Below are 13,873 nucleotides of genomic sequence, written 5' to 3' on the forward strand. Positions count from 1 at the left end.
TGTACATCCAGCCGACACAGTGCGTAGATCGCGCCATTCTCCCACGATGCGTTGCCCCTCCTGCCCGACCACCTCATCCTGGAGCGTTCGCCACCAGCCGAAAGGGGACAGGTGAACGTGCCACGCCGTGCCGCAAACGATCCTGACGTCATTGGACAGACCACTGGACTGATCGGTTTCCTCAAAGAGGTCGTGCAGAGCAGCCACAACCGTCTACGCGATGACCGCCGCGCACGGGAGCGCCTGTGGCTGTCCGATCTGCCGACCTTCGTGCGCCGTCCGTCAGACCGGGTCGATGGACTGCTGCTCACGCTCGACCATGTACCGCAAACGGCGCCGCCTCCCCTGCCTGAAGTGTTGGAGGGGTGGGTATCCGCTGAGCAGTGCCAGGACCCGGACGGCGGTGATCCGACACTCGCTGTCGAGGGGCCGGGGCAGGAACTCGCCCTAGCGACGAACACCCCTCAGCAGTGGGAGGAAGAAGCGGAGGATCACACCGTCCGCCGGGAAGAAGCAGCTGAAGTGCTGCGGGCCTATGGTTTTTGGCTCACGCGGTGGCGACGCTGGGCAGAGCGAGAGCATGCGGAACGGGCCCTCCGGGAGCTATACGAACGGGTCTACCACTGGCACCAGAAGCTGATTCAGCAAGATGATCAACTTGAACTCGTTCTGGCCACTGGGCTCTTGACGTGGAGCGACCCGAGCGGTGACGCCGTGCATCGCCACGTACTCACCCACCGGGTGGAGACGTCAGTAGACCGTAAGACTGCCCAGCTCGTGGTCCGGCTGACGGCCGAAGGAGCCGTGCGGCTTGAGGACCAAGCATTCCTCGACACCGATGACGGCTGGGCCCCTGAACGTTCGGCCGCGCTCGCGGAAGAGATCGCCTCCCAGTCACTGCACCTACTGGGCCAAGAGGTCCTCGAGCAGTTGGCCCAGTGGCAGGACCGAGCGCTGCAGCGCCCTGTCTCGTTCAGCGCCGAGTGGCAGCCGCCACGTGAGCCCGAGGCAGGCGCGCGGCTCACCTACGCTCCGGCGCTCGTGCTGCGTCCACGGGACCGTAACGCTCTGTTGAGCTTCTACGACCGGATCGCGGACAGCGTAGCTTCCGAAGGGCACGCCCCCCTGGGGCTGGCTCAGCTGGTGCTGCCCCTGAACTCCGAGGAACGATCGCACTGGGACGTTCGCGAGATCCCGCCGCTGTTCGGAGATGACCCGCTCTTTCCTGGCAAGACGAACGAGCGACAGCGGAGTGTGCTGCGGCGACTGGAGCACGACACGGGCGTAGTGGTGCAGGGGCCGCCGGGCACCGGCAAGACGCACACAATCGCCAACCTGGTCTCCGCCCTGCTCGCCCAGGGGCAGAGGGTCCTGGTGACCAGCGCCCGAGACCAAGCCTTGACCGTGCTGCGAGACAAACTGCCATCTGCGGTGAGGGACTTGTGCGTCCTCTTGCTCAGCTCCGCGCGGCAGGACGGAGCAGACGAACTGGAACGCACGATCAACTCCCTGACCGACCAGGTCGCGACCAGCGACCCCGAACAGTTGCAGGACGAGATTCGTCGGCTCTCCGCACGCCGGGAAGAAGTGCGCGGAAGGATCAGCGCGCTCACCGAGCAAGTGATCGCGGTTCGGGAGGCAGAGATCTATCGCCATCCGGAAATCGCTCCTGGGTACGCCGGCACCCTTGCAGCAATCGTCCAACGCGTCATCGACGCCGCCGAGCATTACTCCTGGATCGGCCTGGTTCCGGACCAAGGGCAGGCCGCCTCTGTTCCGCCACTGTCTCCCGCGCAGGCGGGGGAACTGCTCAGTCTGCTGCGCGACGGTGCCACCGAGCTACGCGCAGAAGGCACTCTGCCGGATCCGGGCTCTCTCCCTTCCCAGGAAGACCTGGCCGATGCACTCGCAGCCAGTTGCGTCACCGATGACGGTCTGTCCGCCGAGGAGACTGCCATCCGCGACGACCTCGCCCAGCTCGACGCCTCCGTCACCGACGAACTCGCCTCGCACGCGGGTAACTGCCGCACGGCTCTTCATCACCTCGGACTGCCACCGTCGGCCAGGCAGTGGGATACGGACAAGTGGATCACCAAGGCCCTGTCCGACAGGCTCTCCCGCGACGGCCTCGCGCTATGGCAGAGGGTCTCCGACGTGGAAGCTCAGCTCGACGCCATCACGCGGCAGGTGGACGGGCAGGGCATGAAGCGTGTCCACCTGCCTGAGCGCCTCCCCGCCGACCGAGCCGATGAAATGCTCGCAAGAGGAATCGCCTTGCGCGAGCATCTCGCCTCGGGCGGCAAGCTGCGCGCTCGCGGCAGCTTCCGCGCTGCGAAGGCGCAGAAATCCGCTCAGGATCTACTAGACACATGCACCGTCAGCGGCCACTCGCCCGAAACCCTGGAGGACGTCGAGTCCGTTCTTGCCCACCTGCGCGCCCACTCCACGGTTGCCGCGCTTGCCGAACGTTGGGCCCAGGCCGGAGCTCCCATTCCCGAAGGACAGCTTGAACTCCGTCTGGCCACGCTGTCCGAGGCCCACACCCGCCTGGCGCACGTCAACGCGTTCGGCACGTCCCGTGAGCACATCGACGGACTGCTCGTGCGTCATGGTCTGCACATCGCTCTCACATCACGTACGGCATGGCAGGAGTTCACCAACGCTCTGTCCACCCTCTCCAGCCGCCGGACCGCGGACGAGGCCACCGGCCGGCTTGCCGCTTGGGAGGAGCAACTCCGTACCCCGCTTGATGGCTCTCGCCCCGCCGTAGAAGCACTGGCCGTCGCCCAGGCTGTCCGGGAGCAGGACATTGACCGCTACGCAAAGGAACTCGACGCACTGCGGGAGGCGCATCGACGTGAGCATCGACAACGCCGGTGCGGCGTACTTCTGGAAGGCGTTCGCGCGGCGCACCCTCTGCTCGCCGACCATCTGACGCGGCACCCCGACGATCCGGTATGGGAGGCTCGACTGGACTCACTGGCCGAGGCGTGGGCCTGGGGAGCGGCTTCCGCCTTCGTGCGCCGCCAGCGATCGCAGGGGCGCGAACGTCAGCTTGAAGGCGAACTGTCCCAGTGCGAGAGAAACCTGGAGTCGCTAACCGGCGAACTTGCCGCAGCCTGGGGCCGGTTGCATTGCCTTGAGCGTATGACTCAGGAGCAGCGGTCCGCCCTTCAGGCTTACCGCAACCACATGGCCTCGTACGGCAAGGGAAAGGGCCGAAACGCGGGCCGCTACCGTGCTGCTGCGCACGACGCCATGCGGACGGCGCAGGGGGCGGTACCCGCCTGGGTCATGCCCATCTCGCAAGTCGCCGAGACGGTACTGCCCCAGCGGGACGCGTTCGATGTGGTCATCGTCGACGAGGCCAGTCAGGCGGGAATGGATGCTCTGTTCCTGCTATGGCTCGCCCCGCGCGTGATCGTCGTCGGGGACGACAAGCAGTGCGCGCCCCCGGTCAGCGGCATGGGTCGCACCCAGGCGATCCATGACCGGCTTGTCTCCCACCTGCCGGACATGCCGCCGATGCTGCGCACGCTCTACGGCCCCGCGACCAACCTCTACCAGTTGTTGTCCACCTTCTTCCCAAAGGTGATCCGGCTGGAGGAGCACTTTCGGTGCATGCCCGAGATCATCGGCTGGTCCTCGCAGACCTTCTACAACAACAAACTTCAGCCGCTGCGCCAGTACGGCGGTGAGCGCCTCAGCCCTCTCGTGACGCACTTCGTCGAAGGAGCCGTGGCCCAGGGACGCGACAGCCGGCTCCGCAATCCGAAGGAAGCCGAGGCCATCGTCGACTGTCTGGCCGGGCTCGTGGAAGACCCTGCTTACCGGGACAAGACCATGGGGGTCATCACCCTCCAGGGACCGATCGGGCAGGTCAAGCTCCTGGAACAGCTGATCAATGCGCGTATTCCGGCACCGGTACGCGAGCGCCACAAGATCCGTGTAGGCAACCCGGCGTCGTTCCAGGGAGACGAGCGGCATGTCATTCTGCTGTCGATGGTCGCCAGCGATCCACCGCGCATTGCCGGCGGTGCTCGCAGCGAGCGGCAGGCTTACAACGTCGCTGCGTCCCGAGCCCAGGACCAGATGCGGCTCTTCTACTCGGTTCCGCCGGACCGCCTCAAGCAAGGAGACCTTCGCCTCAACCTCCTTGCCTACATGGAGAATCCGCCCGCCGCACTTGCCGCCTCCGACGATATCGGGGAGGTGTCCGCCGAGGTCCCGCAGAAGCCGTTCGAGTCGCTCTTTGAGCAGCACGTCTACTTGCGGCTGAAGGCTCGCGGATATCACGTCATCCCGCAGTGCCCGGCTGGAAGCAAACGCATCGACCTCGTCGTCCTAGGCGCTCGTGGGCGTCTGGCCGTGGAGTGTGACGGTGACCGATACCACACGACGCCTGAGCAGATCCGGCACGATGAACAGCGTGATCGTGAACTTCAGCGAGTGGGCTGGACGTTCTGGCGCCTTCCCGAGAGCGAGTTCCGCTTCGACCCAGACCAGGCCCTGTCCGGCCTGTGGGAGGAGCTGAACCGGCTGGGCATCCGTCCGGCTACTTTCCGTGGCACCGATGACGGGTCCCGGTCGGCCCCTGCATCCTCCGGCACGCAATGGACCCCGCTCGACCTTTCCTCCGATGAAGGGCTGACCGAGGGTCCGGCGGAATCCTCCGACCATCCCGACGCGACCGATCCGGTCGCCGCTCTCGAGACGACAGAAGTCGACGAGACCAACGACACCGCGGAAGGCACAGCATGACCCAGCAGTCCCCCATCGGCATCCTGGACGGCAACACCCTGGAGGAACTGGCCCGCGTCATCTGCGGCGACGAGCACCTCTATTACCGCAAGGGTTTCGAGATCGCGCGCTTCCTGGAACACGCTGGTTGGCAGAGGGTTCCGGAGTACGACGGCGAGTATCGCAAGGAGTGGACACTCGACCGGCTTTCCGAACGTCGGGAGGACCCGACCGACCTCGAAAAGGTTCTGCTCCGACTCGCGGACCCGCGCGAATACTTCGACGAGCCCGAGCAGCTGTCTGCGGTGGTCTCCGCCGTCAATGCTTTCCTCGTCCACGAAGGAGCCCGTCTGGAGAACCCCGGCGGCCGGCCCCGTATCGTCGCTTGCGATCCCTCTCTCAACTACCCGGGCAACCAGGGTCCGGTCGAACTCAGCGCGGCCATGACCGATCTCATCAACAACAAGGACATGGCGACACTCCTCCAGCACCGCTTGGACGAGGCCCGTACCTGCTACGCCAACGGCGCTCACGTAGCCGCCATCATCATGCTTGGCAGCCTCCTCGAAGGCGTTCTCGTCCATGTGGTCCAAGAGCGCGACGCCTCGCTGCTCGGCCGGACGTCTCCGGACAAGGTAAACCTGGACACACTGATCAAGACCTGCCACGACGCGGGCTGGATCGGCGCTGACGTCGAGCGCTTCTGCCACGAGCTTCGTAGGTACCGCAACTTCGTCCATCCACGCGCTGAAATCCGCGAGGCTCACGCCCCCGACCGGGACACGCTGAACATGTGCTGGCCCGTGGTCAATGCGGTCCTCAACGACCTTGCCGAATCACAGCCTGAAGCGACTTAGCCCTGCCCGGCTGTGCCTCTGTCCTGCAGCACTCAAGTGCCCCTGTCAGGGAGACAAATTGAAGAAGGCAGCAGACCTACTGACAGAACTTTCGCGGCCGTCGAACGTCGCGACTCACTCCAGCATGGCGCTCGTCGGCAACGTGGACGCCGCGGGCGCCGATGAGGACAAGAAGAGGAAGGAGAAAGAACTCGACGCCCTACGCCGCAAGCCGAAGCTCCAGGCCATCCCCACAAGGGAAGTCGGCTCCTTCCAGCTGGCCCCCTGGGATGTGCTCCATACACTGGCCCGAGCAGTGGCTCTCGCCAGGCGAGGGGCGGGCCGTGGACTCGCCGAGCACTGGGGAAGCCTGAAATACAGCCAAGCCCTGACCGGGGGCTCGGACGTCTACATGAAGCTCTCAGCTGAAGGCCGCGAAAACGCGGACTACTACAAGGCGCTCCAGTCGGACGAACTTGGGATCGGCTTCGGTCTTGCGTTGGCCAAGCAGGTCTTGACCCGTCGCTATCCGCAGCACATAGTGTCGATCGTCCCGGCCGACACAGCCCTGCGTGCAGGCTGGGCCTTGACCAGCAGGGACAAGGGCCCCCGGGCTGGATATCGGTACCGTCCGCGGTTCTTCGCCGAGGTCTGGAAGCCCGGTGAGCCGTCGCGCGTCTTCCCGATCGAGTCCAAGGGGAACCACAGCAACGCTGCGACGTCTCACGATCAGCTCGCCTCTGCCTCCGCACACGTGGAGGCAGTACACATCGGCTCATGGAACGAGACACCGAGCCTGGTATTCAGCACGGAGCTCCCAGCGGACGGCCCTCTCACCATCCACGCCCTGCATGCCGCCGGAACGGACGGACGGTTGAACCACTCGGCGGAGAATACCGGGAGGAATCTTGACTATTCCACCGAAGACGCGAATTTCTTCCCGGGCATCCAGCCGCCCACCGAAGGCGACAGAGCTCCCCAGAAGGAGCCCGGCTTCCACGTCACGCCGGAGCGCCGCCGATGGTTCGGGCATGTCCTCGCACGCACAGCAGCCGCCGGACTGACCGCATTCGCCGGGGACGGCGAGGCAACCGTCCAGTATCTGACCAAGCGGCAGGGCAACCGGCACTTCACCGGCTTCGCCCATGCGGCCACAGGGAGTGTTCAAGACGCGCGTGAGGAACTCCTCGGTATCCAGTTCGTCGGCACAGACCATGTTTTCCGACTGAACAGAACACGCGTCGAGGCGTTCTCCGGGGTCGCGGAAGGCCTCTTCCGCCACCTCGAAGGGGGCAGGGTGGAGCAGTATCGCCGCGAGGTCTACGCCCGACGAGACACCTGGCCTGTCGACACATGGGACAACAAGTGGCACGGCCCCGTCTCGATGAGTCCTGACGGATCTGTGCTTGCTATGAGAGTGCTGACCTGAGTCACGTCGGAGCCAACGCGCTTCCCAAGGGCTCCGCGGCACCGCAGCCCACGGACCAGTACCAACCAGTCGACCCGACAGACGCTTGCGTGAGCGATGCGTGAGCGGACGTGGTAGCACGGAACCGCTCGTGCAAGGACCACGGCTCGCACCGCCCCATGCTGACCACGCAGAACACCACCACTCAAGACAGCCGAGCACCACCCGTTAAGGATTCGATCCCACTCCTAAAGCGGGTGTCGCAGGTTCGAATCCTGCCGGGGGCACAGTGGTAAATAGCAGGTGAGAGCACGTAGGCTGCTGGGCAGGGAGGGGCAGGCACGTCTCCCCACGCGCGCCTGAGACGCGCCTCCCGAAAGTCTGTGGTGTACCGGCGGGGAGGCTGGTCCCACAGAAGCAAGGCCCCCACCGGTTATGTCGGTGGGGGCCTTCTGCTGTCCAACGTAGACCGCCCCGCACCTGTTTGGGTGCGGGGCGGGGCGCCATGACCGAGTCATAGCGCCATGCGGCGGAATCTGGCGGAGACGCGTACACCAGACGCCGCATTCGATGCCGGGCCCTTTCGGGTCGGCCGCTCAGGGTTACGTGCCTATGGCATGTGCCGCAAGATGTAGGTTCTGCCCTGCATACATTCGATCATGGTCGGGCGAGCGTGACTGTGTGCCGCGCTCCGTTCCACCACCCGACTGGGTACTCACCCGCCGCCGGGCCATCGGAGACCGCATCCGCGCAGCCCGGCTCACCACTGGCCTGACGCAGGAGCAGGTAGCCCTGCGCATCGGGATGGACCGGGCCACGTACAACCGGATCGAGATGGGCCCCTCGGCCGCGTTGGTCGACAGCCTCATCCTCATTGCCGACGCCCTGGGCACAGATCTCGCCGACTTCGTCCGGAAGTAGCCCGGCCGGTCACCGGAGTCCGTGCCGGTTCGGGTCGTGGCAGCCACCTTTCGTGGTGCCGCATCCGGAGCAGCCCTGCCCGCCTTCGTCGTTCGCGGTCGGGGTGGGAAGCGTCGCGCTGTGCATGGTGGTTCCGTTCAGGTGGTGTGGCAGGGGCAGGCGCAGTCGGGGCGCCGGCAGTGGTCGTGGCCGTCGGCGAGGTGGGGTTGCTGTGCTGCGCGGCAGGGGGTGCTGTGTGTGTCGCCGCGAAGCTGCTCGGCCAGTGCCAGCACGTCATCGAGCCGGGCCCCGGAAGCCGCGGCCTCGGCCATCTCGACGTCCGTGATCGGTTCGCCGCGCCACAGGAGGGTGACTCCGTGTTCGGGGCACCGGGCCATGCCGTCGGTCTCGATCGCGAAGTCGTGGACACCGCCGCTGTGGTGACACTTCACTCGGATCCCCTCCCCGCGTGGTCCGGGGTGTTCGGCCACTCCCTGTGCTCGCTGGGGACCCGTGTGGCCGGGGGGCTGGGGGCACCGGGCGAATGTGCCGGGGCGCTCCGCCCAGCAGTACCCGTACCCGATCGGCGCGCTCACCGCCGTGCCTTCTTCCACGCTCGGCCGAGCCGTATGACGGTCGCGCACTGCGCTCCCGTACGGCAGGCGTCGCACGCCAGGGTGTGCCCGAGGTACGCCAGATACGCGCGCTCCGGGGGCGGGACTGCGGTCCGCCGCTGCGTCGACGCCATCACCGGGCCGCCCTCCGCCCCGAGCACGCCAGGGCGTCCACGCACTCACGGGGGAACCACGCGTACGCGGCACCGGTGGCGGGGGTGACGCGCTGCTCGCCGAGGTCGACACCGAGGTCCTTGCCGAGCGGTGACCGGCACCACACGCAATGCCAACCGCGCTGCTGCTGTTCCGACAGTGCACTGACCGGCGGTAGCTGTTGCACAGCCATGGGGCCCCCTGAGTCATCGGAGTGGACCTCAGACCGTAGGGACCGCCTGTGCGTGCACACCAGCCATGTGCAGATCTGTGCGCACGACCCCTCTTTCAGGGGCAGTGGCTATCCCGCACCTTTGACCGAAGTTCCAATCTGCTCAACGGTGTTGCACACAACTGCACACCACCCAGCCGGAGGTCGCACCATGTCGCTACTGTTCATCGGGATCGATCCCGAGACCGGGGACCACGAGAGCCCGACCGTGTGGGTCGACCAGGAGAACAAGGAACTCGTCTTCCAGGGGTGGAAGCCGAGAGCCAAACTTGAAGCCGAATGCGCGGCGCTGAAACTGCCCGGCCACGCCGCAGGAATCCCGGACACCGAGGCCGTCATCCGCATCCCCGCCAGGATGGCGGACATGATCAGGAAGGCGTGCGATGCCGTCGAACGTGCCAACGACGTTCCGTGACCTGCTAGCTGGGTGCGAGCAGTCCGCCGTGCACCTCGAAATGCGTGACGCCTACGCCGTCGACTACGAGAAGGGGCCGTTCGCCGAGTGGCGGTCCGGCTACCGGCACGACCCGGCAGACCGGGCATCCTGGTGGCGGCCCTGGCTCGATATTGTCGCCGACACCGTGGACCGCGGCGTCGTCATGCGTCGGGCCCGCATTGTGTCCGAGCCTGTCAGTGAGTACATCCGCTACGAGCACTCCGGCACCTTCACGAACATCGCGGCCGGGGAACAGGTGCGGTGGCTGCCCCGACGCGAGACATCGGGGATCGCCCTGCCCGGCAACGACTTCTGGCTCTTTGACGACCAGCTGGTCCAGTGGAACCACTTCGCCGGTGACGGCTCGTCCCAGGGCCCCGAGATCAACCGCGACCCGGCAGCGGTGAAGCTCTGCAGCGAAGCCTTCGAAAGAGTCTGGGACCGGGCTGTACCGCACGACCAGTACAAGATCCGCTAGTGGCCGCACCCGGACAGGCCAGCACATGACCACATCCCCGTCCTCCTCTGCTCAGGCTGCGCGGGAAATCGTCGCCCAGCGACTGCGTGACCTTCGCAGGGCGGCAGGGCTCACGGTCGTGGAGCTGGCCACCGGGTGCGGCTGGCACCACGCGAAGACGTCCCGGATCGAGAACGCGCGCACTGCCCCGACGGCCACGGACATCCGGCTGTGGTGCCGCACCCTCGGAGTCGACGAGCAGGCAGATGACCTGATTGCACAGTCGCTGCACGCCGAGTCGATGTACACCGAGTGGCGCCACCGGACACGCAGCGGGCTGAAGCAGCTCCAGGACAGTGCCGTGACGTTCTTCCACCAGACCGAACTGTTCCGTGTCTACTCTTCATCTCTGGTTCCCGGCCTGCTCCAGACCGAGGGCTACGCGGCGGCTGTGCTCGGGATGAGTGCCCGCTTCCGCGACCTGCCCGTCGACGACAGCGCAGAAGCAGCCCGCGCCCGGGTGGAGCGCTCGCGCATCATCCATGAGCGAGGCCACCGCTTCGTCCTCCTCGTTGAAGAGGCTGTCCTTCACTACCGGATCGGGGACGCCGACGCGATGGCAGCCCAGCTCGGACACCTCCTCACTGCCGGCGCTCTGCCTGCGGTGTCGCTCGGCATTATCCCGGCGGTCGCGCACCGCGAGCAGTGGCCGCGAGAGACCTTTCACGTCTACGACGACACGTTGGTTTCGGTCGAGCTGATTTCTGCACAGGTCCGCATCACACAGCCCAGCGAGATCGCGCTCTACGCGAAGGCGTTCGAGCAAATGCGACGGACCGCCGTGTACGGGGCAGCGGCGCGAGCCCTCGTTGTGAAGGCCATCGAAGCCCTAGCCTGACCCCAGACGCGCGAAAGAGCCCCCTCCGCCCGAAGGCGAAGGGGGCAACCCTGCAGTGCAGGGACCATGGCTCCGATGGCATCCATCAGGTCGTAGAGCTGGGGACCATCCCCGCGCCTGCGGGGAGCACAGTTCCTGACCTGCGGGTTTACGCACCCAGACCACAAGAATTTGTGCCTTCACTGCCCCGGATCCTACCGGCGACGGTCATACCGCCGCAGGACTCACGAGCACTTCCTCCGGCGGGCAGGTCTGATCGGCGCGGCCGTCCGCTCCGGCCCTACCATCCGACCCGTCCTTCCCTGCGGCACTCGCAGGACCAGCAGGACCAGGCACGGTGGAGTCGGCACCCGTCTGCCCAGCCGCACCGGACAGCCAGCCCTGAAGGGCGGGGCTCGATGGCCGTCGAGATCACCGTCATGCTCTGTCCGCACCGGCTCGCGGCATCGGCCGCCATCACCCTCCGGGCCTCGTCTCCTTGGCCATGCGGCGTCCCCGCACCCTGTTTATGATGGATAAATAGAAATAAGCAACACAAAGCATGACTGATGGGTCAGTGCTCGGCGGTGGAGTCGAGGAACTCCCTGACGGCATCGACCGTCACGCGGCAGCACCGGGCCCGGTCCCGTACGCGAAGGCGCCGAGGCGAGCCCGAACACCGCGGCACACACCATCGCGATGCTCGGCGTGCGAGGACAGCGCGAACCGCCTCCTCCCCCAACGCCCCCTCCTTGACCACGATTGGGTACCGGTTACTGGGCCGTCAATCCCGAACCACCTTGCCAGGAGCCTGAGATGGCTGAGGAAGAGAGAGGAGCGGCAGGCGTCGCCGCCCTCGCTGAAGCGAACGCTCCGGGGTTCGAGACCCTCGTCCGGATGACACTCGACACGTTCGGGCGGTCCGGGCCGGACCAGGGGACGTGTCTGCTTGCACGTATCGCGGCACTGGTGACCATTGACGCCTCTGCCCACGGCAAGGCCGACCGGCCCGGCCTGACGTCGGGTTCCGGCCGGCTCGCTCACCCGGGGCCGAAGGCCCCCCTCCCGCATGCACTGCGACCTCGGACACAGACGACACCGAACAGGAGAAGCAATGGGCAGCTATGTGAATCTCGCCTATGACTACCCGGTCCTCGGAGCCTTCTGGACGGTCATGTGGATCTTCCTGTGGGTCATCTGGCTCTTCCTGCTCTTCCGCGTCGTCGTCGACATCTTCCGCGACGACTCCATGAACGGCTGGGCCAAGACAGGATGGCTGGTCTTCACGATCGTCCTCCCCTTCCTGGGCGTCTTCGTCTACCTCATCGCCCGGGGCAAGAACATGGGCAGCCGCGAACAGGAGCACGCAAGGGTCAAGATGGAAGAGACGAACCGCTACATCCGCGAGGCGGTCGGCACCACCGAGCCTGCCGGCGCGGTGGACCAACTCGCCAAGCTCTCGGAGATCCGGGCCCGAGGTGACATCTCCGACGAGGAGTTCCGCCTGGCCAAGGAGAAAGTCCTTCGCTCGTAACAGCACACGAGGCAAGGCCCGGTCAGGAGAGCGAGGGCCAGGAGCGAGTTCGGCCATCCGTTCAATCGCCGCCCTCCGGCCGCTGTGCCATCCGCTCGGCATCAGTGGTCGCGCGGCCGGTGGCGGCGAGGAGGGCGAGCAACGCCAGCACAGCGAGCAGAATGATGACCAGCAGCAGCACGGCCAGAGCCGTCGGGTGGTTCCAGAGCGCGAAGACCAGAGCCACGGCCAGCAGGGCGGCCGCAGAGAGCCGACGGCGGTGGGCCTGGGTCCAGGTTCCCGCCCGGCCGGTGCGGATCCGGTGGGCGTACGCCCATTGTGCCGCGGATCCCGCGGCGCGCTCGGAGACGTCCCGGACGGCGCGCGGGAGTCGCCCGGGGCCGATCAGGTAGGCGCCGAGCGCGATGAACACACCGAGGACGATCGCCGTGCGCAGACTGACCTTCAGGAAGTGCAGCAAGGTGTCGAAGACCGCTGCCGCGGCGGCCTCCGACTGGACCTGGGGCGGGAGGTGGTCCAGGTAGTAGCGGCGGGCGATGACCAGGGCGACCGCAACGACCAGGCACCCGAAGGCCGCGCCGAGAGCCGTGCGGGCCAGGGCGCGGCGACGCCGGTGTGCCAGCAGCACGCCGGCCGCGCCGGTCACCACGACGAGCGCAGGAAGCCAGTTCCCGATCGTGTCCAGCAGATGGGCGCCTCTACGGATCTTCTCCAACTGCTCGGACTGGAAGAGCACCATCTGCTTGTCGACCTCGGGGATCCTGGCGGCCGGGGACAGTCCGGCGTCCACGAGGGCCTGTTTGACCTGGTCGACGGCTTCCCCGACATCGAGGGTGACCGTCCCGGCGTCCACGCCCACGGCGCCACGGCCCTCGCCGGTGAGCGCGTGCACGACGGCGGTGTGGGCGGCCCGGTTGGCGTTCGTCCAGAGCTGCTCGAAGCGGTCGCTCCGAACGAAGCGGGTGGCCACCTTCTCGACCGTGTCGTTGATGGCGGCGTCGAGCTGCGGACCCAGCCCCTTCACGGCCTGCGCGGCCCGCGGTGGCAGGCCCTGTGCCTGCAGCCAGGCGGCGATGTCCGAGGCCGCCCGGCGGCCGTCAGCCCGCACATCCACGGCAAGGGTGATGCGCTTGACCGCCGCGTCCTCGATCGCGGGGTCCGAGGCCAGCGGCGAGACCGTTCCCACGAACCGGCCGGTGTCCAGAGCGATGTCGTGCACCCACACCGTCAGCAGCGCGACCGGTACGAGCATGCAGGTGAGCACGATGAGCACTGCCGAGGCGGTGTTCCGCGTGATCCGTACGGCCGGTCCGTGTGTGGACTCACTTCTCGCCGCGCCACCCGCGCTCCCTGCGGGGACGGCAGCGGGCTCGGGCACCTCGTGCGGGCTGGGCATGGGGGCTCCGGCACTACTGGAAAGTTCCTGCCTCCATTACCGTCCTTCCACGGCAAGAGGGCCCGCGCAGGTGGACCATACGGGCGAGACTCGGTCAACCGCCCGGAGCGGCAGCCGCCGACCCACGGGGGACCCGAAGACGCGGCAGCGACGGCGTCTCCGCCGCGTCGGCATGTCGATCGACCGGTCGATTCTGCGGGGACCGCTGGTGCATCGTGCCGCGACGGCGATGAACATGCGGCGCACAGCGCCGGGTGTTGCAATGGATCTGTTGGCGGCAACGCCCTTGC

11 protein-coding genes are annotated in these 13,873 nt (G+C 66.8%); 8 read left to right on the forward strand and 3 right to left on the reverse strand.

Going from position 1 to position 13,873, the window contains the following annotated elements; translation table 11 throughout:
- The first annotated feature begins 111 nt into the window (after nucleotides 1–111).
- The 4 genes from OG251_RS16450 (at nucleotide 112) to OG251_RS16465 (ending at nucleotide 7,905) form a co-directional block, all read left to right on the forward strand.
- Nucleotides 112–4,761 carry an AAA domain-containing protein gene (locus OG251_RS16450; protein ID WP_326677893.1) on the forward strand — a complete coding sequence of 1,550 codons (4,650 nt, stop codon included), beginning with the start codon at nucleotides 112–114 and terminating at the stop codon, nucleotides 4,759–4,761.
- Nucleotides 4,758–5,597 (forward strand): hypothetical protein, encoded by an 840-nt coding sequence (locus OG251_RS16455; protein ID WP_326677894.1) that lies wholly within the window; start codon nucleotides 4,758–4,760, stop codon nucleotides 5,595–5,597. Before OG251_RS16450 ends, OG251_RS16455 begins: the two co-directional genes overlap by 4 nt.
- A 58-nt stretch (nucleotides 5,598–5,655) precedes the next feature.
- The gene (locus tag OG251_RS16460) at nucleotides 5,656–7,005 is read left to right on the forward strand and encodes a hypothetical protein (protein ID WP_326677895.1); all 1,350 of its coding nucleotides are present in this window, start codon (nucleotides 5,656–5,658) and stop codon (nucleotides 7,003–7,005) included.
- A 660-nt stretch (nucleotides 7,006–7,665) separates the two neighbouring features.
- The gene (locus tag OG251_RS16465; protein WP_326677896.1) at nucleotides 7,666–7,905 is read left to right on the forward strand and encodes a helix-turn-helix domain-containing protein; all 240 of its coding nucleotides are present in this window, start codon (nucleotides 7,666–7,668) and stop codon (nucleotides 7,903–7,905) included.
- A gap of 137 nt (nucleotides 7,906–8,042) precedes the next feature.
- On the opposite strand, the gene OG251_RS16470 is transcribed toward OG251_RS16465, so the two are convergent.
- Together OG251_RS16470 and OG251_RS16475 are read right to left on the reverse strand one after the other, a co-directional pair.
- Nucleotides 8,043–8,336 (reverse strand): hypothetical protein, encoded by a 294-nt coding sequence (locus tag OG251_RS16470; RefSeq protein ID WP_326677897.1) that lies wholly within the window; start codon nucleotides 8,334–8,336, stop codon nucleotides 8,043–8,045.
- 295 nt (nucleotides 8,337–8,631) lie between these two features.
- Nucleotides 8,632–8,844, reverse strand: a complete 213-nt coding sequence (locus OG251_RS16475; RefSeq protein WP_326677898.1) for a hypothetical protein — start codon at nucleotides 8,842–8,844, stop codon at nucleotides 8,632–8,634.
- A gap of 190 nt (nucleotides 8,845–9,034) precedes the next feature.
- Between OG251_RS16475 and OG251_RS16480 the strand changes: the two genes are divergently transcribed.
- The 4 genes from OG251_RS16480 to OG251_RS16495 all read left to right on the forward strand — a co-directional run bounded on the left by OG251_RS16480 (nucleotide 9,035) and on the right by OG251_RS16495 (nucleotide 12,187).
- Nucleotides 9,035–9,298 (forward strand): hypothetical protein, encoded by a 264-nt coding sequence (locus OG251_RS16480; RefSeq protein ID WP_326677899.1) that lies wholly within the window; start codon nucleotides 9,035–9,037, stop codon nucleotides 9,296–9,298.
- On the forward strand, nucleotides 9,267–9,797 hold the full coding sequence (locus OG251_RS16485; protein WP_326677900.1) for a DUF6879 family protein: 531 nt from the start codon (nucleotides 9,267–9,269) through the stop codon (nucleotides 9,795–9,797). The genes OG251_RS16480 and OG251_RS16485 overlap by 32 nt, the downstream gene beginning before the upstream one ends.
- A 25-nt stretch (nucleotides 9,798–9,822) precedes the next feature.
- On the forward strand, nucleotides 9,823–10,674 hold the full coding sequence (locus tag OG251_RS16490; RefSeq protein WP_326677901.1) for a helix-turn-helix domain-containing protein: 852 nt from the start codon (nucleotides 9,823–9,825) through the stop codon (nucleotides 10,672–10,674).
- 1,093 nt (nucleotides 10,675–11,767) lie between these two features.
- Entirely contained in the window at nucleotides 11,768–12,187 is a 420-nt protein-coding gene (locus OG251_RS16495; RefSeq protein ID WP_326677902.1) for an SHOCT domain-containing protein, read from the forward strand.
- Between the two features lie 61 nt (nucleotides 12,188–12,248).
- On the opposite strand, the gene OG251_RS16500 is transcribed toward OG251_RS16495, so the two are convergent.
- On the reverse strand, nucleotides 12,249–13,583 hold the full coding sequence (locus tag OG251_RS16500; RefSeq protein WP_326677903.1) for a hypothetical protein: 1,335 nt from the start codon (nucleotides 13,581–13,583) through the stop codon (nucleotides 12,249–12,251).
- Nucleotides 13,584–13,873: the final 290 nt, after the last annotated feature.

This window comes from Streptomyces sp. NBC_01237 (assembly GCF_035917275.1).
In the GTDB taxonomy this organism is placed as follows: Bacteria; Actinomycetota; Actinomycetes; order Streptomycetales; family Streptomycetaceae; genus Streptomyces.

What these genes read in the sequence shown, in the direction of transcription:
- OG251_RS16455 (WP_326677894.1), top strand. Translation starts at nt 4,758, where the DNA reads ATGACCCAGCAGTCCCCCATCGGCATCCTGGACGGCAACACCCTGGAG.
- OG251_RS16475 (WP_326677898.1), bottom strand. Translation starts at nt 8,844, where the DNA reads ATGGCTGTGCAACAGCTACCGCCGGTCAGTGCACTGTCGGAACAGCAG.
- OG251_RS16480 (WP_326677899.1), top strand. Translation starts at nt 9,035, where the DNA reads ATGTCGCTACTGTTCATCGGGATCGATCCCGAGACCGGGGACCACGAG.
- OG251_RS16485 (WP_326677900.1), top strand. Translation starts at nt 9,267, where the DNA reads ATGCCGTCGAACGTGCCAACGACGTTCCGTGACCTGCTAGCTGGGTGC.
- OG251_RS16490 (WP_326677901.1), top strand. Translation starts at nt 9,823, where the DNA reads ATGACCACATCCCCGTCCTCCTCTGCTCAGGCTGCGCGGGAAATCGTC.
- OG251_RS16495 (WP_326677902.1), top strand. Translation starts at nt 11,768, where the DNA reads ATGGGCAGCTATGTGAATCTCGCCTATGACTACCCGGTCCTCGGAGCC.
- OG251_RS16500 (WP_326677903.1), bottom strand. Translation starts at nt 13,583, where the DNA reads ATGCCCAGCCCGCACGAGGTGCCCGAGCCCGCTGCCGTCCCCGCAGGG.